This is a genomic window from Aeromonas rivipollensis, assembly GCF_037811135.1.
In the GTDB taxonomy this organism is placed as follows: domain Bacteria; phylum Pseudomonadota; class Gammaproteobacteria; order Enterobacterales; family Aeromonadaceae; genus Aeromonas; species Aeromonas rivipollensis.
This window is the reverse complement of sequence record NZ_CP149130.1, coordinates 1,875,055-1,897,229: the sequence shown is the minus strand read 5'-3', so window position 1 is coordinate 1,897,229 and position 22,175 is coordinate 1,875,055. Positions and strand designations below refer to the sequence as shown.

Here is a 22,175-nt window from a genome sequence, read left to right as displayed (position 1 = left end):
ACAGACCGCTGCAGCCTGGATCTGGCCCCTGCCCCCTGCCAGATGAGCAGGTTAGAGCGCACTGTTCTTCACTTCAGATGGTGCCGTTACGCCCCATGTTGATCACTACCCGCCGGTTCTTGGCTCGGCCCGCGTCCGTCTCGTTGGAGGCCACGTGCTGTTTCTCGCCGTGCCCCTCCACCGAGATCTTGCCCTCCTCGATGCCAAGATCCACAAATACCTGCTTGATGGCATCTGCCCGTTTCTCGGAGAGCTTCTGATTGGGCCAGCGCCCGCCGTAGCTGTCGCTGTAGGCGTCGATCACCACCACGTCTATGCTCTTGTCCGCCTTCACATATTCACCGATCATTGCCAGCCGCCGCTTGGAGGAAGGCGACAGCTGATCGCTGTTCTTGTCATAGGAGAGCACGCTGAAGGCGATGTCGTTGAAGCTGTAGGGCAAGAGGCCGCTCAGACAATCCATGAAGGCCTGGTACTTGACCCTGAAGTTGACCGAGGAGAGCGACACCCGCACCGGCCTGTCCTGGCGATACCAGTCTCTGTACTGGAAGGTGGGCATGCGGCCCCCCTCCAGCTCGTCCAGCATGGTCCAGGCGGTTTGCCCCGCCACCAGGCCATCGAACTGCTGGTAGAACTGCAGCTGGCTTATCTGACGTCCGGAGACACCCGGGCGCCAGCTGGGAGGCATGATCCCGAGGCTCACCGTCTGGGTCCTGGCCTGAGGCCGCTGCCCCTTCAGCTCGAAGTCCAGGTTGATCTTGCGACCGGCCCGGCTGACGAAGGCCCCCGTACCCCAGCGGGGAATGGGGTGTTCGAGACGGCACTCCACCTGAGTATCCGAGGTCAACCGCCAGACGGATTGATCCAGACCGGCACCGAACTCGGTCACTCCCGCCTGCAACTGCATACTCACGGATATGCTGATCAACCCTAACAACCAAGCATTCAACGGCTTGCCCTCCACACGATCTCGGATTAACTATCGGCAGCGGCAAGCCAAGCTTTAGGGCAAAACCCTCAATGGGGAGCGGGGCGCTCCATCAGCTTGAAGCTGGAGATGCGGGCCGTCAGATCCCGGGCCAGTTGATCCAGCTCGACACTGTTTTGCTGCAGGGTCTCCGAGTGCAGGCGGTGGGCCTCATAGACCTCCCGAATGGTCAGCACATTGTGCTGGATATCGTCGGTCACATAACGTTGCTCCTCGGTGGCGGTCGCCACCTGGGCGGTCATGTCGTTCACCTTGCGCACTTCCTTGACGATATCGGTCAGCTCGCTGCCTGCCCGTTTCGCTTCAGTGACACTCAACCCCGCCTGCTCGGTGCCCAGGTGCATCGCCGTCACCGCCTGGCTGGCACCCTGGCGCAGACGGGCCAGCATCTGCGCGATGTCATCCGCCGCCTGTTGAGTGCGCGAGGCCAGCGCTCTCACCTCCTCCGCCACCACCGCAAAACCGCGACCGGACTCACCGGCGCGGGCCGCCTCGATGGCGGCGTTGAGGGCCAGCAGATTGGTTCTGTCCGAGATCTGCTTGATGAGGTTGAGCGCCTCGCCGACCGACTCCGTCTCCCGATGCAGGTTGTCCACCAACTGCTGGGTATCGACCAGGGTACCCGCCACCAGCTGGATGGCGTCGATGGTCTGGTCTACCTCCTTGTCACCCTGATGGGCACGTCCGATGGCCTGCTGGGTCGCCAGCGAGGTCTGGGTGGCATTGCGGGCAATCTCTGCCACCGTCGAGGCCATCTCGGTCGCGGCGGTGGCGACCAGATCCACCTGGCCAACGCCCTTGACTACACCGGCATTGACCTGGGCAATCACCCCTGCCGAGGCAGCGGCGCTGCGAGCCAGCACGTCACAGGAGCGGCGTACCGCCAGCAACAGGCCTTCCAGATGTTCGAGGAAGCGGTTCAGATCCTGCGCCAACGCCCCCAGTTCATCGCCGGATCGCCAGTTGACCCGCACCGTCAGATCGTTCTCCTGCACCAGCCGTTTGAAGGTGTGATGCAACGCCAGGAACCCCAGATGCAGGTCGCGCACCACCCGCCAGCAGATGGCGCTGGTCAGGACCACACACAGCAGTACGCCAAGGGCGGCCCACCAGAAGTCGCTGGCACTCCGGGCCCGCATCTGCTCAACCCGATCGTACAACTGTTGATAGAGGCGATCCTCACTCTCCTTGAGCAGGCTTATCTTGTCGGTACTCAAGGCAAACCAGGCTTCGGCATCAACCCCAAAGCCGCCGCCGGCCGCCTTCTCCAACGCCAGTTTTTCCATGTCGGCCACCTTGGCCACCACGGGAGAAGCCAGGCTGTCGGCCAGCAGCTGGCGCTGGGACGGACTCGCCACCGCCTGGAAACGTTCGAGATAGGTGTTCTGGGCGGCAAGGAGGGAGATGAACTGCTGCAACAGCGCCGGGGTGAAGCTGTCTCGTGCGAACACATTGCTCAGGGTCGCCCGCTCCAACCCCATGCGTTCCTTGCTCTGCAAGAAGGCGGCGTAGGCATTGGTCTGCAGCGCTATGGTGGCATCCTGACTGCGGATGCTGACCTGATCCACCACGGCCAGCAGCTGGGTGATGAGACGGGTATAGAAGCCAACCTGCTCCGCCACCTCGACTCCCAGGGCGCCAACCCGCTCACGCATGGCGGTGAGCCCCGCCAGCGCCTGCTGCACCTCGGACAAGGCCAGCAAGGCAGGCTCCTGATGAAAACCCGCCAGCAGGGTGTCGACCACCTTGCGCTGGGCAGGCAGGGCATCACGGAACTTGTTGCCGCCAGAGCCGAGGAAGCCGGCCGACATGCCGCGCTCCTTTTGCAGCTCATGGGCAAGCTGCGCCGCCTCCCGCACCACCCCGAGTGCAGCCTGTGCCTGGCTCATCTCCTGCTCGACCCGATAACGCTCATAGACGTATCGACCGGAAAAAAACAGCAGGGCCAACAGTGGCAGACAGACCACCAGCAACATCTTGTGCGCCAATCCCAGCTTCTTCATCGCCTCTCCCCTCCATGGTTGAAGTGGCCAATTATAAGCACAACTGCTTTTAATAGAACCAGTTGGCTTGACCATGGCGGCGCAGGAGGGACAAGGGCCGGCTTTTTTGCCATAATGCCGCCTCCTTTCACGCCGACCGAGATACCATGACCGACGCCGTTCACACCCTCAAGGGCCGTTTTCGTGGCTTTTACCCCGTCGTCATCGATGTTGAAACCGCCGGATTCAATGCCAAGACCGATGCCCTGCTGGAGATCGCCGCCTATACCCTCAAGATGGATGAGCAGGGCTGGCTCATGCCCGATCAGATCTTCCATTTTCATGTGGCGCCATTCGAAGGGGCCAATCTGGAGAAGGCCGCGCTGGAGTTCACCGGCATAGACCCCTTCAATCCACTGCGCGGCGCCGTGGACGAGAAGGAAGCACTCACCGAGATCTTCAAGGGGGTGCGCAAGGGCATGAAGGAGAGCGACTGCGGCCGGGCCATCATAGTGGCCCACAACGCCACCTTCGATCACGGCTTCGTGATGGCCGCCGCCGAACGGGCCGGTCTCAAGCGCAATCCGTTCCACCCCTTCGCCACCTTCGACACCGCGGCCCTCTCGGGCCTGGCCCTGGGACAGACGGTGCTGGCCAAGGCCTGTCAGAGCGCGAACATCCCCTTTGACAACAAAGAGGCCCACTCCGCCCTCTATGACACCGAGCGCACCACCGAGCTGTTCTGTCATATCGTCAACCGCTGGAAGAGCCTGGGGGGTTGGCCCCTGGCCACTCCGGAGGACGTGCCCACCGATGACAACCCCCAGTAGTGCCATTGGGGCATGAGAAAGAGGCTGCCTTGGCAGCCTCTTTCCATGAGGTCGTAAGGGGAGCCGCCGCCGGGCAGCTGGTTTGACCAGAGCGGCATAAACAGGGTCATCCAGCACCGTTTTCAGCATTCCATCCCGACAACGCTGGATAAGCACGGCAGGAATGCCGTGAAGAGGCCATTTTGCCGTTTTTTTTCTCGACATTTGTCACGTTTTTCGCAAACTAGCTGACTTTCCCCCGACAGACAGCAACACAATCTATAAGGAAATCAAATGAATCCTGTTGTTATCGCGGTGGCGCTGATGCTGGTGCTCAGCCTGCTGCGGATCAATGTGGTGGTCTCTCTCGCCATCGGCGCCATCGTCGGCGGCCTGCTCGGCGGCCTCTCCCTCGAACAGACCCTCAGCACCTTCACCGGCGGACTGGGTGGCGGCGCCGAAATCGCCCTCTCCTACGCCATGCTGGGGGCCTTCGCGGTGGCCATCTCCCGCTCCGGGATCACCGACTTGCTGGCCCGCAAGGTGATCAGCCAGCTCGGCAAGGATGCCAGTTCGTCCCGCATTCTCTGGGTCAAGAGCCTGCTGCTCACCTCGGTACTGGGGGTCTCCATCTCCTCCCAGAACCTGATCCCGGTCCACATCGCCTTCATTCCCATCCTGATCCCGCCACTGTTGCATGTCATGGCCCAGATGCAGATCGATCGCCGCCAGGTGGCCTGCGTCATCACCTTCGGCCTGACCGCGACCTACATGCTGCTGCCGGTAGGTTTTGGTGGCATCTTCCTCAACAACATCCTGGCCAAGAACCTCATCGACAACGGGGTGGCAGTCGAGTTCAGCCAACTGCCGCTGGCGATGGCCATTCCGGTACTCGGCATGTTCGTCGGGCTGCTGGTGGCGGTCTTCTTCAGCTACCGCAAGCCGCGTCAGTATGATCTGGAGAAGATCCTGGCCGCCGAGCCGGAAACCGTCGAGCTGAACCTCAACCACATCTGGGTCGCCCTGCTAGCCATCGCCGTCGCCCTGGGGCTGCAGCTGATGACCAACAGCATAGTGCTGGGGGCTCTCGCCGGTTTCATCATCTTCACCTGCGGTGGCGTCATCAAGTTTCGCGAGAGCCAGGACGCCTTCACCCAGGGCGTGCGCATGATGTCCCTCATCGGCTTCATCATGATCTCCGCCGCTGGCTTCGCCGCCGTGATGAAGGAGACCCATGGGGTGGAGAGCCTGGTACAGTCCGTCTCCGCCATGATCGGCGATCAGAAGGGGCTGGCCGCCTTCCTGATGTTGCTGGTGGGTCTGCTCATCACCATGGGGATAGGCTCTTCCTTCTCCACTGTGCCCATCATCGCCACCATCTATGTGCCGCTGTGCATCCACCTCGGCTTCTCCCCCATGGCGACCATCGCCCTGGTGGGGACCGCCGGTGCGCTGGGGGATGCGGGCTCCCCCGCCTCCGATTCGACCCTGGGCCCCACCTCGGGCCTCAACGCCGACGGTCAGCACGACCACATCTGGGACAGCGTGGTGCCCACCTTCATCCACTACAACATCCCGCTGGTGATCTTCGGCTGGATAGCCGCCATGGTACTCTGACACGGCGCCGCGCAGGCAGACGAAAGGCGACCCCAGGGTCGCCTTTATTGTCTCCGGCGCTCGTCTCAGGAGGCCGGTTGCAGAGTCCGCCTCCCGGCGAAGGCGGTCAAGCAGGCCATCAGCGCCAGCGCGAGGCCCACCCAACCCACACCGACCCAGCTCCCCTGCTGCCAGGCCAGCATGGCCAGGCTTGAGCCCAGGGTTCCCCCCAGGAACATGCCCGTCATGAAGAGGGTATTGACCCGCCCCCTCGCCTCGGCTCTGAGGCCATAAATAAGCTGCTGATGGGCGACGAGTGCACTCTGCACACCCAGATCCAGCAAGATGACCCCGAGCGCCAGCCCGACCAGGGAGAGCCATGTCTCGAACAGGATCCAGGCCAGTACCACCAACAGGGCGCCCACCAGCACCACGGGCCTTGCTCCCAGCCTGTCGGCCATCCGTCCTGCCAACGGGGCAGCCACCACGCCCGCCACGCCTATCACCCCGAACAGCCCGGCGACCTCGGCACCGAGTCCGTAGGCGGGATCGGCGAGGTAGAAGGCCAGCACAGTCCAGAAGGCACTGAAGGAGGAAAACAGCATGGCCTGGGTCAAGGTGGCGCGACGCAAGGCGGGCTCTTGGCGCCACAAGCCGATGAGGGAGTGCAGCAGCCGGGCATAACTCAGGGTGGAGCGAGGCAACCCCAGCGGGATCATCCGGGCCATCAGCAGCCCCCCCAGCAGGGCCAGTGGCACCCCGCACCAGAACATGGCCCGCCAGCTTCCATAGGCGGTGACAAGACCCGCCAACGTACGGCTGAGCAGGATCCCGGCCAGCAGGCCGCTCATCACGCTGCCGACCACGGCCCCCCGCCTGGCCGGGTCGGCCAGAGTGGCCGCCACCGGCACTATCTGCTGGGCCGCCGTGGCGCCTATCCCGAGCAGGACGGAGGCCAGCATCAACATGGTCGCCCCCGTGGCCACGGCTGCCATAGTGGAGGCCAGAGCAATCAGCACGAACTGCCCCAGAATGAGCCAGCGACGCTCGACGACATCCCCGAGCGGTACCAGCAGCAACAGGCCGGCCGCATAACCGAGCTGGGTCAGCATGGCGATCAGGGGGATGGCGGATTGGCCGGGAAAATCCTGTGCCATCACCGCCAGCATGGGCTGGTTGTAATAGATGTTGGCGACCGCCAGACCGCAGGAGAGGGCCATGGCAAAGACCAGGGCGGGGCCGGGCGTGCTGTTGGCCATGGCGGCCCGCTCGGTGGAGACTGATGAACTCATGATGTCATCCTCATAGATGAATGAACCCCGTGCAGGCACGGGCTGGATGAACACAGCCTACCCATGGACACGGGGCGGCAGTAGCAGGCGCACCGCCATAACACCTATTCCACCCCAGCATGCTCCGGCCCCTGCCCCACGATGGGCAGCCCGGCCACGAAGGTCAGGAAGGCGCGCCCCTTGGCGCTGAGTTCGCGACCTGCCGGCAGCAGGGTCCAGAGCTCCAGCGTCGGCAATTGCCACCCCGGCAGCGCCACCACCACCTCCCCCCGGGCAAGCTCGGGAGCGAACATCCACTCGGAGGCGATGCCGAGCCCGAGCCCCGCCAGCACGGCGGCCCTCATCCCCTCGGCGGCCGAGAGCGTCAACCGTCCCCGGCCTCGCACCGCAATCCGTTCGTCCTCCCGGCAAAACAGCCACTGCTGCCCCATGCCGGGCTTGGGGCTGTAGAGCACCAGATCGTGATCCTGCAACCCCTGGGGGGAGGCCGGCATGCCCCTGGCCGCAAAGTAGGCCGGAGTGCCCAGCACCCGCATCTCGCAGCGGGAGAGGCGACGGGCCACCAGCGCCGAATCTGCCTGCTCCCCGAGCCGCAAGGCGACATCGATGCCGGCCGAGATGAGATCGACGTTGCCATCATCCAGCAGGATCTCGAGCTCCAGCCCGGGGTGATCACCGAGAAAATCCGACAGGTACGGGATGATATGCAGGCGGGCGAAGGTGACGGGCGCGCTCACCCGCAAGCGACCGCTCAGACCAGCCCGGCACTGCTGCACCATGGCGTCGGCCTCGCTGACCTGCGCCAATATCTCCCTGGCGCGCCGATAATAGGCCTCCCCCGCCTCGGTGGGAGCCAGACCACGGGTCGAGCGCAGCAGCAGGCGGCTGCCAAGACGCTCCTCCAGCTGGGCAATCAGCTTGGAGACAGTGGGTTGACCCAGCCCCAGCCGTCGTCCCACCGCCGAGAAAGAGCCGGTCTCCACCGCCAGCACGAAGACCTCCATCACCCCCAATCTATCCATCCGTCTCTCCCCTGTCCGTCACCGCCCGGCGGCGTGTATCTTGCGACCGCCGACACCCAGTTGCACAAGGTAACATCCTGCCCCCTCGGCCGCACCTCTGCCCAGCCCGAACTGGCACTGGGGCCGTCCTCGGCGCCTTGCGCAATGCTCTTGCCGGAACTCTTGTCCGAACGAGGCGCACAAAAAAGGCCGCTCATGGAGCGGCCTTTCATCAATCAGATCTGGACTTAGCTGTCGCGGCGCTTGTTGCCACCGAACTTGCGATCCTTGTTGAAGCCACCTTCACGGCGCTCCCCGCTCTTGTTGAACGGACGGTCACCGCTGGGGCGGCGATCCTTGTTGAAGGGACGATCGCTGCGGGGCGGACGGGGAGCAGTGTTGCTGCCGGCCGGCACCTCGGTGTAGCGGGTGATCATCAGCGGACGCTGACAGACACGGGCCTTCTTGATCACTTCCAGCACATCGGCGGTCATGCCCTTGGGCAGATCGACGGTGGAGAAGTCATCGGCGATGTCGATGTTGCCGATGAAACGGCTCTCGATGTTCGCTTCGTTGGCGATGGCGCCCACGATCTGGCCCGGCTTGACGCCGTGATGGGCACCCACGTCTACGCGGTAACGCTCCATCTCTACGTCAGGATTGTCTTTGAGCGGGCGCGGCTCCAGGGACGGCATGCGACGGGCAGGACGATCGCCACGGTCACCGAAATCACGGGGAGCACGATCACCGAAGTCACGGCGCTCGAACTCACGGCCAGCACGATCGCTTGCCGGTTCAGTGATGGAGTCATCCAGCAGCAGCGGTTGGTCACCCTGCACCAGCTTGGCCAGGGCGGCAGCCAACTCCAGCGGATCGGCAGAATCTTCTTCGATCAGCTCGTTCACCAAATTCACGTAGATCTCAAGCTCTTCGCCCATCATGGTTTCCCGGATGCGCTCCTTGAACTTGGTCATGCGGTGCTGGTTGATGTCCTCGGTGCTCGGCATCTTCATCGGCTCGATGGCCTGGCGAGTGGCGTGCTCGATGGCGCGCAGCATGCGGCGCTCGCGGGGAGCCACGAACAGGATGGCCTCACCCTTGCGACCGGCACGGCCGGTACGGCCGATACGGTGAACGTAGGATTCGGTGTCGTACGGAATGTCGTAGTTCACCACGTGGGTGATGCGCTCGACGTCCAGACCACGGGCGACGACGTCGGTGGCGATCAGGATGTCCAGCTGGCCTTGACGCAGCTTGTCGACGGTACGCTCACGCAGCTTCTGCGGGATGTCGCCGTGCAGGGCTTCACAGGCGTGACCACGGGCGGCCAGTTTGCTGGCCAGCTCTTCGGCGGCGTTCTTGGTGCGCACGAAGACCAGTACGGCTTCGTACGGCTCGACTTCCAGCAGACGGGTCATGGCGTCCAGCTTGTGCAGACCTGTTACCTGCCAGTAGCGCTGGCGGATGGTCGGTGCAGTGGACGTCTTGGTGATGATCTTGATCTCTTTGGGCTGCTTCAGGTGCTTCTGGGCAACACGGCGGATCTGGTCCGGCATGGTGGCAGAGAACAGGGCAACCTGACGGGTGGCCGGGCACTGTTCCATGATCCAGTCCACGTCGTCGATGAAGCCCATACGCAGCATTTCATCGGCTTCGTCCAGTACCAGGGCTTTCAGGCCAGAGAGGTCCAGGTTCTTGCGACGGATCAGGTCCATCACACGGCCAGGGGTACCCACGACCACCTGGGCACCACGGCGCAGGGCGCGGGTCTGGGTTTCGTAAGAGGAACCACCGTAGATCGGCAGTACATGGAAGTCAGGCATGTGCTTGGCGTAACGTTGGCACGCCTCGGCAACTTGCAGCGCCAGCTCACGGGTCGGTGCCAGCACCAAAATCTGGGTGTTACGGTTACCAGCTTCCAGACGAGACAACAGAGGCAAGGCAAAAGCAGCGGTCTTCCCTGTACCGGTTTGCGCCTGCCCCAGCAGATCGTGTCCCGCCATCAGGTGGGGAATTGCTGCGGCCTGGATCGGTGACGGGCGCTCATAGCCCACGTCCTGCAGCGCTTTCAATACAGGCGCGGCCAGTCCAAGCTCACTAAAAAGGGGCAGTTGTTCGGTATCAGACATAGATTCTTCCAGATTAAGGCAGGCGGCTAACACCGCGGAATAGCAAAAAGGCGGCGATTATAGCGCCACTTTGTTCTGCTGTCTTGAAAAATGTGATAAGCCTCTCAAGACGTTGGCAATTATAGAGGGATCTCGCGACTATGGCTTGCTTATTTTGCACCCATGGTGCGTTATTGCAGATCACTCCTCGCCGGAGTCCTTGTCCCGCTTGTGTTTGAGCACCGCCATGGTCAGTCTGCTGGTGCACAAGAAACGCCCACGTTCGTCCCTAATTTCAATCTGCCACACCTGGGTCGTGGCCCCCAGATGCAGTGGCGAGCAACGCCCCGTCACCACCCCTTCCCGTTTGGCACGCAGGTGGTTGGCGTTCACCTCCAGTCCCACGCAGTAGCTATCCTCCCCCACCGCCATATTGGCGGCCAGCGACCCCAGCGTCTCCGCCAGCACCACAGAGGCGCCGCCGTGAAGCATGCCGAGGGGCTGATGGGTACGGTGATCCACCGGCATGCTGGCCTCGAGCCAGTCGGGCCCAAAGGCGGTATAGAGGATACCAAGGTGGGCCATCAGGGTGTTGCGGGAGCTGGCATTGAGCCCTTCGAGGCTCATGGGCTTGCGCCAGATGGGGGTGCTTTCTTGGCTCATGGCGAGCAGACTCCTTATGTGATCAATGGGTTGGACACGAGCCGTGTCGGCGAAGAAGAAAAAAGATGCCCCGAACCGGGGCATCTTGACAAGTACCTTGCGTCACCAGGGGTAGGTCACCCCGGGCCACTCGGCCCAGGGCACCTCACGCCCCGGCAGGCGCGGGTGATGCCAGTGCCACACCTTGCCCAGCCAGGCGCGCAGCTCGGCCTCCAGCACGGCGTCAGCGAGGGGAGCCTCGGCCACCTTCCAGAAGAAGAGCTCCACCTCCACCTCCGGCAGCACCGAAGGGTAGAGATAGACACCCCCCCAAAACTCGGGCTCCCGCCCCGGGCTCCAGAGGCCATAGGCAAAGGATCGCTTGGCGAGAAACTCCGAGCACTGCCACTCCAGATCGGCCTCGTGCTGGCTCAGGCTGAACTGGGCCGAGGGCCAGACATCATCCGGGCGAAACAGCTGATGAAGCTGCTCCCGCTCGCGCAGCATGGCGACAAACTCCACCACTGCCTGGGTCGGGTTGACCGGCAGCAGCAGGAAGTGCGGGTGCCGATAGGCTTGCGGCACCCGAAACCGCTTGGGAAAGCGCAGCATCAGAGCAGTTCCAGCAGCGCCTGCAGCGGATGCTTGAGTTTCTCCCCCTCCATCCGCTTGACCTGGCTGCGGCACGAATAGCCGGTGGCCAGACAGCGATCCTTGGGCAGGCGTGCCAGGGGCTCGGCCCAGCTGAGGCCATAGATCCCCTTGGAATTCTCCACCTGTTTGGCATCGTGGCCATAGGTGCCGGCCATGCCGCAGCAGCCGACCGACACCGGCTGCAACTTGGCGCCGAAGCGGCCAAACAGGGTACCCCAGTCGCCGTGGGTCGAGGGCTTGGCGGTCTTCTCGGTGCAGTGGGCAAACAGATACCAGGGCTCGGCCTCCCCCGGCTCTTCCGCTGCGGCCCTGACGTGCGGGGCAGGAAGAGAGAGCAGCCACTCCTGAGGCAGCAGCACCTGGAAGTCGCCGCGGGCGGAGCCCAGGGCCTTGACGTACTCATCGCGATAGCAGAGCACCAGGGAGGGATCCACTCCCACCATGGGGATGCCCAGCGCCGCCACCTTGTTGAGGAACTGGGCACTGTTGGCCGCGGTGCGGGCAAAGGCACGCAGGAAGCCCTTCACGTGCTGGGGCTTGCCGTTGGGCTTGAAGGGCAGCAGGTAGGGCTGATAGCCCAGCTTGCTGGCGAGCTTCACCAGGTCCCGCACCACGGGGGCGTCGTAGTAGCTGGTGAAGGGATCCTGCACTATGAGTACCACTTGTCGGCGCTGCTCGGGGCTCATGGCCTCGAGGCCCGGCAGATCGAAATAGCGAGCCTTGTGATCACGCAGCTCCTCGGCCAGGGTGGGAATGCTCAGGAGTGGCACATCCACCATGCCGATGCTCTTCTCGGTCGCCTTCTGGGCCCACTCTTTCTCCAGGAAGAAGTTGACCAGCTTGGGCGCCCTGGCCAGCAGCGGTGCGTAAGCTTCGACGGTGCCGACGAAGTAATCCTTGGGGCCGCGCAGATAGCGGCTGTGGTAGAGCTGCATGAAACGGGCGCGGAAGGTGGGCACATCCACCTTGATGGGGCACTGGCTGGTACAGGCTTTACATGCCAGACAGCCTTCCATCGCCTCCATCACCTCGTGGGAGAAGTCATACTGGCCGCGAGCGCGGGCCAGGGTGTTGCGCGCCTTGTCGATGATGGCCTTGATAGACAAGCCGCCGCTTTGCAGGGCCACCTCTTGCGCGAGCGGGTCGAACCCCTGCTCCGCCATCTGGCGCAGCCATTCACGCATCAGCCCGGCACGCCCCTTGGGGGAGTGGCGGCGGTCGCGGCTGATCTTGACCGAGGGGCACATGGGGGAGTCGGTCTCGAAGGTGAAGCAGAGGCCGTTGCCGTTGCAGTCCATGGCGCGGGTGTAGCTCTCCCGCACCGCGATCGGGATCTGGCGGTCAAACTTGCCGCGCTTGGGCCCGTCCACCGACACAAGCGAAGCGCCGCTGCCATAAGGGATGCAGATCTTGCCCGGGTTGATGCGGTTGGCGGGATCGAAGGCGCCCTTGACCCGCTGCAGCTCTTCCCACAGCTCGCCGAAGAAGGCGGGGCTGTATTCGGAGCGGAAACCCTTGCCGTGCTCCCCCCACATCAGGCCGCCATATTTGGCGGTAAGGGCCACCACCTGATCCGAGATGCGTCGCAGCAACACCTCCTGCTCGGGGTCGCACAGGTCCAGCGCCGGGCGCACGTGCAGCACCCCCGCATCCACGTGGCCAAACATGCCGTAGTCGAGGCCGTGGCCGTCCAGCAGGGCACGAAACTCCATGATGAAGTCCGCCAGGGATTCCGGCGGTACGGCGGTGTCTTCGGTGAAGGCCACCGGCTTCTTGCGCCCTTCGGCGTTGCCAAGCAGCCCCACCGACTTCTTGCGCATGCCGTAGATGGTCTCGATGCTCGGCAGGTGGTCGCACACCTGATAGCCGATGATCCCCGCCTCCCCCTTGCCCAGCAGGCCGTCGATACGACGGCACAACTCAGCCACCTTGGCCTTGTGCTCGGCTTCGTCGGTGTCCGCAAACTCGACAATGTTGAGCCCCTGCAAGTCCTTGCCGGGCACGTCCTGGATGAGGTCTTTCACCGAGTGCCAGATGATGTCGGCACGGGCCAGCCCGAGCACTCGGGAGTCAACCGTCTCCACCGACAGGGCATGAGCCTGCACCATGAAGGGGGCATTACGCAGGGCCGAGGGGAAGCTGTCGTACTTGACGTTGACGAGGGTGCGGTAGCGCGGAATGGGGGTGATGTTGAGGCGAGCCTCGGTGATGAAGCCCAGCGACCCTTCAGAGCCGCACAACACCCGGCTTACATCCAGGGTATCGCTCTCAGGGATATAAAGATGCTTGAGATCGTAACCGGTCAGGAAGCGGTTGAGCTTGGGGAAGGTCGCCTCTATGTCGGCGCGCCGCTCGCGGCCGATGCGATAGAGGGTGCGGTAGATCTCCCCCTCGCGGCTCTCGAGGGCCAACTTGTCCGCCAGGCGCTGGCCGGTCACCGGCTCGGTCGCCATGATGTCGCCGTTTTCCAGCACGGCTTTGAGGCCGAGCACGTGATCCGAGGTCTTGCCGTAGACCAGGGACCCCTGCCCCGAGGCATCGGTATTGACCATGCCCCCCAGGGTGGCGCGGTTGGAGGTGGAGAGATCCGGCGAGAAGAAGTAGCCGTGAGGTTTGAGGTAGGCGTTGAGCTGATCCTTCACCACCCCGGCCTGGGCGCGCACCCAGCCCTCTTCCAGATTAATTTCCAGGATCTGGTTCATATGGCGCGAGAGATCGACGATAATGCCGCCGCCCAGGGACTGGCCATTGGTGCCGGTGCCGCCGCCGCGGGGGAAGAAACTCAAGGTGGCGTACTCTGGCCCCTGAGCCAGCTTGAGCATCACCGCAATATCGTCCGCACTGCGCGGATAGAGAACCGCCTGAGGTACTACCTGATAGACGCTGTTATCCGTCGCCATCGCCAACCGGCTTGCATAAGACTTTTCGATATCACCACGAAATGCTGATCGCGCCAGCAACTCAAGAAACTGCAGGGTTGTAGGTGACAAACTGTCCTGGTAATCGAGTCTCGGGATCATGAATCCTTGTTCCCTTCCTTTGCTTGATGCCGGCATTCCGGCGACAACGACCGTTCGGGGCTGCCTCTTTGCGGGCCCCCGAACCAGTCCGCTCACATGTGAGCGGGCAGTATATCAGCTAGAAAACCGCTTGCGCGTTCAATCTTCACCATTTGAAAGGAGGACTTTTATGGCTCATTACAGCCATGTTATCAGTACGCTGGTTCGCACCGAGAAACAGGCCCTGACCCTGTCACTGTTCGGCTGCATCAGCTTCGCCATCTTCGGGATCGGCTACGGCCTGTTCGTCGGCTCCAACGCCATCATGCTCGATGGCATCTTCACCCTGTTCAGCATGGGCATGACGGGCCTCGGACTCATCACCGCCTACCTGGTGACCCGCCCCTCAGATGCGCGCTTCCAGTACGGCTACGCCCACTTCGAGCCCATCACCAACGTCATCAACGGCACCATCATACTGCTGCTCTGTCTCGGCGCCCTCTACAGCGGCATCACCTCCCTGTTCGAAGGGGGACGGGAGATAGACCTTGGCCACGCCCTCATCTACGCCGCCGTCTGCACCTTCTTCTGCGCCATCATCTACCGGATCGAGGCGGGCGTCGCCGAGCGTATCGACTCCGAACTGGTGCGGGTCGACTCCAAGGAGTGGCTGGTCGACACCCTGCTCAGCGCCACCCTGCTCATCGGCTTCCTGGTCGCCATCGGCCTCGACGCCCTCGGCTACGGCCACTACAACCGCTACATAGATCCGGTGCTGGTCACCCTGCTCGCCCTGTGCGCCACCCTGATCCCCATCAAGGTGCTCGGCCGCAACCTGCGGGAAGTGCTGAAGATCGCCCCCAAGGGGGATGTCTCCCGGCTGGTTGCCAGCGAAGTCGAGGCCCTGCGCCAGCGCCATGGCATAGAGTGCTACAGCCATCTGGCGAAAAGCGGCCGCCGCTTCGATCTGGAATTGAACATCCTGGTGGCCCCGGATCAGGAGTGGCCCATAGAGCGCCAGGATGCCCTGCGCCAGGAGCTCTGGTCCCGCCTCGGCGATACCCTGGGGGATGCCTGGCTCTCGGTCTGCTTCACCCGCGAGAAACGCTGGCTCTGATCCGGCGCTTGCCATCCTGATGCAACGCGGGGCCCCGTCGCCCCGCGTGACAAATGTCCCAGACAGGGCCTCCGACAACCCGCCCGCCATTTCCTTCCACTTCACTCTCGCCGCCCCTCGCCTCCCCGTTATTTCGCTGTTTTTTTTTAATCTTTAAACCATTGGCAGGGAAAACCGTTTGTCGAGTCTCCTGAATCAATAACCATTTTCAGCAGCACAAAACGTTACGAAAATTTCGTTGCTAAAATTAAGTAGGCCGGCTATTTGTTCTGGCCAAGGACAAACGGCAGACTGCGCGCCGAAATACAGTGATGTTGTTATCCACCAAACAATAAAAAACACTCTTATTCCACTTTGTTAAACAGTTAAGGTAAGTCTCATGAAAAAGGTGTTGATCACAGTATTTGCATTGACCATGGCGGGCACGGCCAGTGCTGCCCTTCCCCAGCTTAATTACGAGTGCCCGGGTAAGATCCAGGTGCACAGCGATGAGGGTGGCCCCGTCTATATCAATGGCAAGGAGGCCAAACTCAAGAAGTTCAGCGACAACTTCTATGAGGCCAAGGGCGCGGGTGTCACCCTCTCCATCAGCAACACCGGGGGCCAGTACGATGTCTCCTACAACAGCAAGCAAGGCTCGGGCGTCTGCCAGCCCGCAGCCACATCCGCAGCGCCTGCGGCCTCGGCAAGCCCTGCCAGCCCGGCGGAGAAGGCCTGTCTGAAGGCGGTCTCCGAGAAGACGAACGTGCCCCAGGCTCAGCTTCAGGTGACTGACGTCATGGACTCCGAAGCCGGGGTAGGCGTCACCATCAAGGTGCCGGGCGCAGACGCTCCCTGGTCCTGCCTCAGTGACAAGAAGGGCCATGTTCAGGGCGCCGCCTACACGGGCCAATGAGGGGTTTCGCACCGCTTAATATGAGATCCCCGTGACATAGCGGGATTGACCGACAGGGAGGCCATGCCTCCCTGTCTTCAGGTTCAACTCTTTATATTGAGGTGCCAAAGTCCCTGTCTTCATCTTCGAAGTTTTATATTGAGTCGCCAGCCTCCCTTCAAATAACCTCTCCCTGTCGCCGCCCCAAATACAGCCGCTGCCTGTTCGCGCCCCCTTATATAACCAAATGAGCTGACCTTTATTAAAACAAGCACAAAATGACAGGCGCCAGAAATAGGTTGTTACACTTTGGCGAGGTGCAGATATATACAAAGCCTGCGTCTTGTGCCCTGTTATCCCCCATATGGCGCGAGATGCTCCATGGGCCGACCAGCAGCCTAGCTCCCCCTTTAGGCCAGATGACCACCACCACTTGTGCGCCCGGTGCTTGCCAAATCGGTGATAGCCGTTATCATCAGGGCTCACTTTTGACCCGAGGTTTTATTGCCCATCATGGACAACCCCCGAAGTAGCCCTTCGTTTTTCCCCATCAAAACCTATCTGTACCTGCTCAACCAGCGCCTCTGAAAACACCCGAGCCTTGCCCTGCCACGGCCCCTTGCCGTGAGCTACATCCACTGCGTCTGTTTTTATTGAGGTCATCCTAATGGAATTCTTGCTGGACCCGTCTATCTGGGTCGGTCTGTTCACCCTGATCATCCTCGAGATAGTGCTCGGGATCGACAACCTGGTCTTCATCGCCATCCTGGTGAAGAAGCTGCCCCCCGCCCAGCGGGACAAGGCGCGGCTCATCGGTCTCTCACTGGCCCTGATCATGCGCCTCGCCCTGCTGAGCGTGATGTCCTGGCTCGTGACTCTCACGACCCCCATACTGCACATCTGGGATCACCCCTTTTCGGGTCGGGATCTCATCCTGATGGGCGGCGGCCTCTTCCTGCTGTTCAAGGCCACCTCAGAGCTGCATGAGCGACTGGAGGCCAAGCCGGAGGAGCAAGGCCCGGCCGGTGTCTATGCCGGATTCGGGGTAGTGATCGCCCAGATCCTGGTGCTGGATGCGGTCTTCTCCCTGGACTCCATCATCACAGCGGTCGGCATGGTGGAACACCTGGGCGTCATGATGGCGGCCGTGACCATCGCCATGGTGGTGATGGTGATCGCCTCCAAGCCCCTGACCCGCTTCGTCAACGCCCATCCCACAGTGGTGGTGCTCTGCCTGAGCTTCCTGCTGATGATAGGCCTCAGCCTGGTGGCGGAGGGCTTCGGCTTCCACATTCCCAAGGGCTATCTCTATGCGGCCATCGGCTTCTCTGTGCTCATCGAGTTCTTCAACCAGCTCGCCCAGCGCAGTGCCCAGCGCCACGAATCCAGGCTGCCCCTGCGCGAGCGCACCACGGCCGCCATCTTCAAACTGATGGGGGGCAGCCGGGCCAACCAGCACCCGCAGCAGGATGAGGAAGAGGAGCAGGATCCCCCCCGTCCCATCAGCTTCGGAGAAGAAGAGCGCTACATGGTGACCGGGGTGCTGTCACTCGCCGAGCGCTCCATCCGCACCATCATGACTCCCCGCGCCGAGATGGAGTGGATCGACGTCAATGACTCCACGGACGAGATCCGTGCCCTGCTGCAACGGGCCCCCCACAGCCTGTTCCCGGTCTGCGACGGTGAGCTGGACGAGATCATCGGGGTGGTGAAGGCGCGGGATCTGCTGTTTGCCCTCAACGAGGGGCAGTCCCTGGCCGAGCTCGCCAAGCAGAACGACCCCATCATAGTGCCCCAGACCATCAACGTGATCCGGCTGCTGGCGGAGCTGCGCCAGGCCAGGGGCAGCCTCATTCTGGTGGCGGACGAGTTCGGCATCATCCAGGGGCTGGTCACCAACCACGATCTGCTGGAGGCCATCGTCGGCGAGTTGCCGGATGAGGATGAGACTCCGGACATAGTCCAGGAGGGGGAGAGCTGGCTCATCAACGGCAGCACCAACATCCACCAGATAGAGCAGACCCTGGGCCATGACGGCCTGGTGAGCGAGAGCGATGAGTACGTGACCCTAGCGGGCATGCTGCTCTCCCACTTCGGCAGTCTGCCCACCAGCGGCCAGCAACTGCGTCTGGGTCAGCTCTGCTTCGAGGTGCTGGCGGTGAGCGAGCGCCGGATAGAGCGGGTGCGGGTCACCCCGATAGGCGCCAGCGCCGCCTGACCTGCCGCAACACTGAAAAGAGGGCCAACAGGCCCTCTTTTTCATGGCCTCGGGCTCATTGCTGTGCCAATGGCAATTCTCTTCTGCAATTACCCCTCTTTTTCACAATGACAATCCCCTCTAGAGTCTGCTCCATCCCAACACGAGGAATTCACCATGAACCACGATCCCCTGTTCTGCCCCCTTCGCCTCGGCCAGTTGCACCTCTCCAACCGCATCGTCATGCCGCCCATGACTCGCTCCCGCGCCAGCCAGCCCGGTGACGTGGCCAACACCATGATGGCCACCTACTACGCCCAGCGCGCGAGCGCCGGCCTCATCATCGGCGAGGGCACCCAGATAGATCCCCTGGGCAAGGGCTATGCCTGGACCCCGGGCATCCACAGCGCCGAACAGGTGGCGGGCTGGAAGGGAGTGACCGACGCGGTACACGCCAAGGGGGGCATCATGTTTGCCCAGCTCTGGCACGTGGGCCGGGTCACCCACCCGGACAACATCGGCGGCGCCCAGCCCATCTCTTCCTCCGCCATCAAGGCGCAAGGGGTGAAGGTCTTTGTCGACAATGGCAGCGACGCCCCCGGCTTTGTGGAGACGGTCACTCCCCGCGCCATGACCCAGACCGACATAGACGCCGTGGTGGGCCAGTTCCGCCAGGCCGCCCGCAATGCCATGGAGGCCGGCTTTGACGGCATAGAGCTGCACGCCGCCAATGGCTACCTCATCAACCAGTTCCTCGACTCCGAATCCAACGCCCGCACCGACAACTACGGCGGCTCCCTGGAGAACCGGCTGCGCTTCCTGAAAGAGGTGACACAAGCGGTCAGTGACGAGATCGGGCCTGACCGGGTCGGGGTGCGTCTCGCGCCGCTGACCACCCTCAACGGCACAGTGGATGCGAACCCACAGGAGACCTATCTGGCTGCCGCGAAGCTACTGGGGGAAATAGGCATCGTCTATCTGCATATCGCCGAGGCGGACTGGGACGATGCCCCCCTGATGGCGGAGGGCTTCAAGCAAGGGCTGCGGGATGCCTTCCCCAACACCCTCATCTATGCGGGAAAATATGACGGTGAGCGGGCCAGAGCCGCGCTGCAGGCGGGCTGGGCCGACTTGATTGGCTTCGGTCGCCCCTTCGTGGCAAACCCGGATCTGCCGAACCGGCTGCGCCACGGTTATCCCTTTGCCTCCCATGATCCCGCCACCCTGTTTGGCGGCGGCGAGCAGGGGCTCATCGACTACCCCGTCTATCAGGCCGAGACAGCGTCGCAGCCTGCCTGAGACTGGCAACCGGCATAGCCCAGCGCGCCCGCCCTCACCGGCGGGCGCGCGCTATTTGCACCTCCGGTGCCTAGTAGAGGGCCACCCCGTGGCAGGCGCCATAGCCCCTGATCTCCTGGGTCAGCCTCACCTTGTCGGCAAGACTCAGCCAGCTAGCTTCCACCCCATTGAGGGAGAGGCGGCAGAGCTGCTCCCGCGTGGCGCCGAGCCCGTCGACCAGGGCCCTGAAATTGGCCCCCAGATAGCCGCCGAAATAGGCGGGATCGTCCGAGTTGATGGTGACGCAGAGCCCCTGCTCCAGCAGGGTCAGCACATTGTGTTCCGCCATGGTGCCAAACACCTTGAGCCGCACGTTGGAGAGGGGGCAGACGGTGAGCGGCAGCCGGGTATCCGCCAGATAGCGCACCAGTTCGGGATCCTCGGCGCAGCGCACCCCGTGATCGATGCGGCGCACCGCCAGCTCCCGGATGGTCTGCCAGATGTAGGCCGCCGGTCCCTCCTCCCCGGCGTGGGCCACCACCGGCAGCCCCAGCGCCCTCGCCCGGGCAAAGACCCGGGCAAACTTGCCGGGGGGATTGCCGAGCTCGCCAGAATCGAGGCCGACCCCGTGCAGCCGCGCCAGATAAGGCTCGGCCTCGCGCAGGGTGGCGAAGGCATCCTCTTCGCTCAGGTGGCGCAAAAAGCTCATGATGAGGCGCCAGCTGATGCCAAGCTGCCGCTCCCCCTGCTGCAATGCCCGCTCGATGCCGCCGAGCACGGTGGCAAAGGGGATGCCCCGGGCACTGTGGGTCTGGGGGTCGAAGAAGATCTCCACGTGCACCACCTGGTCGGCGGCGCAGCGTTCAAGATAGGCCCAGGTGAGGTCGAAGAAATCCTGCTCGGTGACCAGCACGCTGGCCCCCAGGTAGTAGAGATCGAGAAAGGATTGCAGGCAGTCGAACTCATAGGCGGCCCGCAGGCTCTCCACGTCGGGCCAGGGCAGGGTCACCCCGTTGCGTCTGCCCAGGGCAAACATCAGCTCGGGTTCGAGGGTGCCCTCGATATGCAGGTGCAGCTCCAGCTTGGGCAAGCCGGCAATAAAGTTCTCCATGATGACGGCTCCATCGTCAGCGCCTGATGGATCAGGCAATCCAGGCACCAGCGGCGCCCTCCCTCTGCCGTCATTGTGCACCCATCTGGCGCGCCGGGGGAGACTTGTCATCAAAGCGCCTTATAATGGCGGCACAAAAAAGCCATAAGTGATTGAAGACATTCGAGGTTGGCAACCACCTCCCCCTACAAGGAGTATCCATGAAGAAAAACGTCATCTGCGATATCGACGGCGTCATACTGCACAACAACGATCTGGTGCCCGGCGCCGACCGTTTCGTTCACCGCCTGATCGAGCAGGGCAGCAAGCTTTTGTTCCTCACCAACTACCCGGCCCAGACCCAGAAAGATCTGCAAAACCGCTTCCGCTCCGCCGGGATCGAGGTGCCGGAGGAGTGCTTCTACACCTCCGCCATGGGCACCGCCGATTTTCTCAAGCGCCAGGATGGCAAGAAGGCCTATGTGATAGGCGAAGGGGCCCTGACTCACGAGCTCTACAAGGCCGGCTTCACCATCACCGACATAGACCCCGACTTCGTGGTGGTAGGGGAGACTCGCAACTACAACTGGACCATGATGCAGCTGGGGGCCAAGTTCGTGGATCAGGGGGCCCGCTTCATCGCCACCAACCCCGATACCCATGGCCCCATGATGCACCCAGCCTGCGGCGCCCTCTGCGCCCCCATCGAGCGGATGACCGGCAAGAAGCCGTTTTACGTGGGCAAGCCGAGCGCCTGGATCATTCGCGCGGCGCTCAACCGGATGGAGGCGCACTCCGACGACACCATCATCATCGGCGACAACCTGCGCACCGACATACTGGCGGGCTTCCAGGCCGGCCTCGAGACGGTGCTGGTGCTCTCCGGGGTGAGCAAGGTGGCGGACATAGACCGCATGCCGTTCAGACCGAACCACATCTTCGACTCCGTGGTCGACATCGATATCGTCTGATCCCCCTCATCGGCTCCCCCCTTGGCAAGGTGGCACACATCGTTTAACGTAAGCGCAACATCGTTAAACAAACTAAACGGGAGCAGGACGCTCCCCTCACCACCCCAAGGACGCACCATGAAGAGCCTGAACGACTGGATCCTGCTGGACCAGCACCCCGTCTCCCCCACCCCGCTGATGCCCGCCCCCGAGCGGATCCGGGCCGGCAACCCGAGCCAGACCCTCTGGAACCACTACTCGGACCCGAGCCAGCAGTTTCACGTGGGCTTCTGGGCCTGCGAGCCGGGGCGCTGGGCCGTCCACTACACAGAGCACGAATACTGCCAGTTGCTGGAGGGCGAGGCGCGGATCCACGACGGCCAGGGGGGCCAGTTGCACCTCAAGCCAGGGGATCAGTTCGTCATACCAGCGGGCTTCGTCGGTGAGTGGGAAACCCTGGTGGCCTGCCGCAAGCTCTATGTGATCTTCGAACCCGCCGCGACCTGACGCGCACGTCAAGCACCCGCCCTTTATTGACACCATTCTCACCCGCCGACTTGACGTTGGCGGCATGATTTTCTGCGGTTTTCCCGCTTGC

General features: G+C 62.8%; 17 protein-coding genes. 8 read left to right on the top strand and 9 right to left on the bottom strand.

All coding sequences use genetic code 11. The annotated features are described in order from the left end of the window. Nucleotides 1-73: 73 nt before the first annotated feature. Entirely contained in the window at nucleotides 74-949 is an 876-nt protein-coding gene (locus tag WIR04_RS08655; RefSeq protein WP_338891949.1) for a flagellar protein MotY, read from the bottom strand. Between the two features lie 68 nt (nucleotides 950-1,017). Further along, complete coding sequence (locus WIR04_RS08650) at nucleotides 1,018-2,991, bottom strand: methyl-accepting chemotaxis protein (protein ID WP_338891947.1); 1,974 nt, start codon at nucleotides 2,989-2,991, stop codon at nucleotides 1,018-1,020. Between the two features lie 146 nt (nucleotides 2,992-3,137). Here WIR04_RS08650 and rnt point away from each other — a divergent pair, with 146 nt between their 5' ends. Beyond that, nucleotides 3,138-3,800 (top strand): ribonuclease T, encoded by a 663-nt coding sequence (rnt, locus tag WIR04_RS08645; RefSeq protein ID WP_025327289.1) that lies wholly within the window; start codon nucleotides 3,138-3,140, stop codon nucleotides 3,798-3,800. 273 nt (nucleotides 3,801-4,073) lie between these two features. Further along, nucleotides 4,074-5,396: a Na+/H+ antiporter family protein gene (locus WIR04_RS08640; protein WP_025327290.1), complete on the top strand. Its 1,323-nt coding sequence runs from the start codon at nucleotides 4,074-4,076 to the stop codon at nucleotides 5,394-5,396. 65 nt (nucleotides 5,397-5,461) lie between these two features. Here WIR04_RS08640 and WIR04_RS08635 read toward each other — a convergent pair whose 3' ends face one another. The 6 genes from WIR04_RS08635 to WIR04_RS08610 all read right to left on the bottom strand — a co-directional run bounded on the left by WIR04_RS08635 (nucleotide 5,462) and on the right by WIR04_RS08610 (nucleotide 14,092). Then, entirely contained in the window at nucleotides 5,462-6,667 is a 1,206-nt protein-coding gene (locus tag WIR04_RS08635; protein ID WP_338891944.1) for an MFS transporter, read from the bottom strand. Between the two features lie 104 nt (nucleotides 6,668-6,771). After that, nucleotides 6,772-7,689: a LysR family transcriptional regulator gene (locus WIR04_RS08630; protein ID WP_338891942.1), complete on the bottom strand. Its 918-nt coding sequence runs from the start codon at nucleotides 7,687-7,689 to the stop codon at nucleotides 6,772-6,774. A gap of 227 nt (nucleotides 7,690-7,916) precedes the next feature. Continuing rightward, a complete protein-coding gene (locus WIR04_RS08625) occupies nucleotides 7,917-9,797 on the bottom strand; it encodes a DEAD/DEAH box helicase (RefSeq protein WP_338891940.1) in 1,881 nt (626 codons plus the stop codon). A gap of 180 nt (nucleotides 9,798-9,977) precedes the next feature. Further along, complete coding sequence (locus tag WIR04_RS08620; protein WP_338891937.1) at nucleotides 9,978-10,439, bottom strand: hotdog fold thioesterase; 462 nt, start codon at nucleotides 10,437-10,439, stop codon at nucleotides 9,978-9,980. A 102-nt stretch (nucleotides 10,440-10,541) separates the two neighbouring features. Beyond that, nucleotides 10,542-11,030 carry a hypothetical protein gene (locus WIR04_RS08615; RefSeq protein WP_338891935.1) on the bottom strand — a complete coding sequence of 163 codons (489 nt, stop codon included), beginning with the start codon at nucleotides 11,028-11,030 and terminating at the stop codon, nucleotides 10,542-10,544. Next, nucleotides 11,030-14,092 (bottom strand): D-2-hydroxyglutarate dehydrogenase YdiJ, encoded by a 3,063-nt coding sequence (locus WIR04_RS08610; RefSeq protein ID WP_338891933.1) that lies wholly within the window; start codon nucleotides 14,090-14,092, stop codon nucleotides 11,030-11,032. Before WIR04_RS08610 ends, WIR04_RS08615 begins: the two co-directional genes overlap by 1 nt. A gap of 169 nt (nucleotides 14,093-14,261) precedes the next feature. Here WIR04_RS08610 and WIR04_RS08605 point away from each other — a divergent pair, with 169 nt between their 5' ends. The 4 genes from WIR04_RS08605 (at nucleotide 14,262) to WIR04_RS08590 (ending at nucleotide 19,558) form a co-directional block, all read left to right on the top strand. Next, complete coding sequence (locus WIR04_RS08605; RefSeq protein WP_025327297.1) at nucleotides 14,262-15,188, top strand: cation diffusion facilitator family transporter; 927 nt, start codon at nucleotides 14,262-14,264, stop codon at nucleotides 15,186-15,188. Between the two features lie 379 nt (nucleotides 15,189-15,567). Next, nucleotides 15,568-16,083 carry a hypothetical protein gene (locus WIR04_RS08600; protein ID WP_338891930.1) on the top strand — a complete coding sequence of 172 codons (516 nt, stop codon included), beginning with the start codon at nucleotides 15,568-15,570 and terminating at the stop codon, nucleotides 16,081-16,083. Nucleotides 16,084-16,729: 646 nt separating this feature from the next. Further along, nucleotides 16,730-18,280 (top strand): TerC family protein, encoded by a 1,551-nt coding sequence (locus tag WIR04_RS08595; RefSeq protein ID WP_338891928.1) that lies wholly within the window; start codon nucleotides 16,730-16,732, stop codon nucleotides 18,278-18,280. Between the two features lie 156 nt (nucleotides 18,281-18,436). After that, on the top strand, nucleotides 18,437-19,558 hold the full coding sequence (locus WIR04_RS08590; protein WP_338891926.1) for an alkene reductase: 1,122 nt from the start codon (nucleotides 18,437-18,439) through the stop codon (nucleotides 19,556-19,558). A 70-nt stretch (nucleotides 19,559-19,628) separates the two neighbouring features. Here WIR04_RS08590 and WIR04_RS08585 read toward each other — a convergent pair whose 3' ends face one another. Next, complete coding sequence (locus WIR04_RS08585) at nucleotides 19,629-20,648, bottom strand: adenosine deaminase (protein WP_338891924.1); 1,020 nt, start codon at nucleotides 20,646-20,648, stop codon at nucleotides 19,629-19,631. A 200-nt stretch (nucleotides 20,649-20,848) separates the two neighbouring features. Between WIR04_RS08585 and WIR04_RS08580 the strand changes: the two genes are divergently transcribed. Both WIR04_RS08580 and WIR04_RS08575 read left to right on the top strand, forming a co-directional pair. Further along, a complete protein-coding gene (locus tag WIR04_RS08580) occupies nucleotides 20,849-21,598 on the top strand; it encodes an HAD-IIA family hydrolase (RefSeq protein ID WP_025327302.1) in 750 nt (249 codons plus the stop codon). 117 nt (nucleotides 21,599-21,715) lie between these two features. Continuing rightward, nucleotides 21,716-22,084 carry a cupin domain-containing protein gene (locus tag WIR04_RS08575; RefSeq protein WP_111911474.1) on the top strand — a complete coding sequence of 123 codons (369 nt, stop codon included), beginning with the start codon at nucleotides 21,716-21,718 and terminating at the stop codon, nucleotides 22,082-22,084. The last annotated feature ends 91 nt before the right edge of the window (nucleotides 22,085-22,175 follow it).

What these genes read in the sequence shown, in the direction of transcription:
- WIR04_RS08575 (WP_111911474.1), top strand. Translation starts at nt 21,716, where the DNA reads ATGAAGAGCCTGAACGACTGGATCCTGCTGGACCAGCACCCCGTCTCC.
- rnt (WP_025327289.1), top strand. Translation starts at nt 3,138, where the DNA reads ATGACCGACGCCGTTCACACCCTCAAGGGCCGTTTTCGTGGCTTTTAC.
- WIR04_RS08605 (WP_025327297.1), top strand. Translation starts at nt 14,262, where the DNA reads ATGGCTCATTACAGCCATGTTATCAGTACGCTGGTTCGCACCGAGAAA.
- WIR04_RS08650 (WP_338891947.1), bottom strand. Translation starts at nt 2,991, where the DNA reads ATGAAGAAGCTGGGATTGGCGCACAAGATGTTGCTGGTGGTCTGTCTG.
- WIR04_RS08630 (WP_338891942.1), bottom strand. Translation starts at nt 7,689, where the DNA reads ATGGATAGATTGGGGGTGATGGAGGTCTTCGTGCTGGCGGTGGAGACC.
- WIR04_RS08640 (WP_025327290.1), top strand. Translation starts at nt 4,074, where the DNA reads ATGAATCCTGTTGTTATCGCGGTGGCGCTGATGCTGGTGCTCAGCCTG.
- WIR04_RS08635 (WP_338891944.1), bottom strand. Translation starts at nt 6,667, where the DNA reads ATGAGTTCATCAGTCTCCACCGAGCGGGCCGCCATGGCCAACAGCACG.
- WIR04_RS08615 (WP_338891935.1), bottom strand. Translation starts at nt 11,030, where the DNA reads ATGCTGCGCTTTCCCAAGCGGTTTCGGGTGCCGCAAGCCTATCGGCAC.
- WIR04_RS08580 (WP_025327302.1), top strand. Translation starts at nt 20,849, where the DNA reads ATGAAGAAAAACGTCATCTGCGATATCGACGGCGTCATACTGCACAAC.
- WIR04_RS08590 (WP_338891926.1), top strand. Translation starts at nt 18,437, where the DNA reads ATGAACCACGATCCCCTGTTCTGCCCCCTTCGCCTCGGCCAGTTGCAC.
- WIR04_RS08595 (WP_338891928.1), top strand. Translation starts at nt 16,730, where the DNA reads ATGGAATTCTTGCTGGACCCGTCTATCTGGGTCGGTCTGTTCACCCTG.
- WIR04_RS08625 (WP_338891940.1), bottom strand. Translation starts at nt 9,797, where the DNA reads ATGTCTGATACCGAACAACTGCCCCTTTTTAGTGAGCTTGGACTGGCC.
- WIR04_RS08620 (WP_338891937.1), bottom strand. Translation starts at nt 10,439, where the DNA reads ATGAGCCAAGAAAGCACCCCCATCTGGCGCAAGCCCATGAGCCTCGAA.
- WIR04_RS08600 (WP_338891930.1), top strand. Translation starts at nt 15,568, where the DNA reads ATGAAAAAGGTGTTGATCACAGTATTTGCATTGACCATGGCGGGCACG.
- WIR04_RS08610 (WP_338891933.1), bottom strand. Translation starts at nt 14,092, where the DNA reads ATGATCCCGAGACTCGATTACCAGGACAGTTTGTCACCTACAACCCTG.
- WIR04_RS08585 (WP_338891924.1), bottom strand. Translation starts at nt 20,648, where the DNA reads ATGGAGAACTTTATTGCCGGCTTGCCCAAGCTGGAGCTGCACCTGCAT.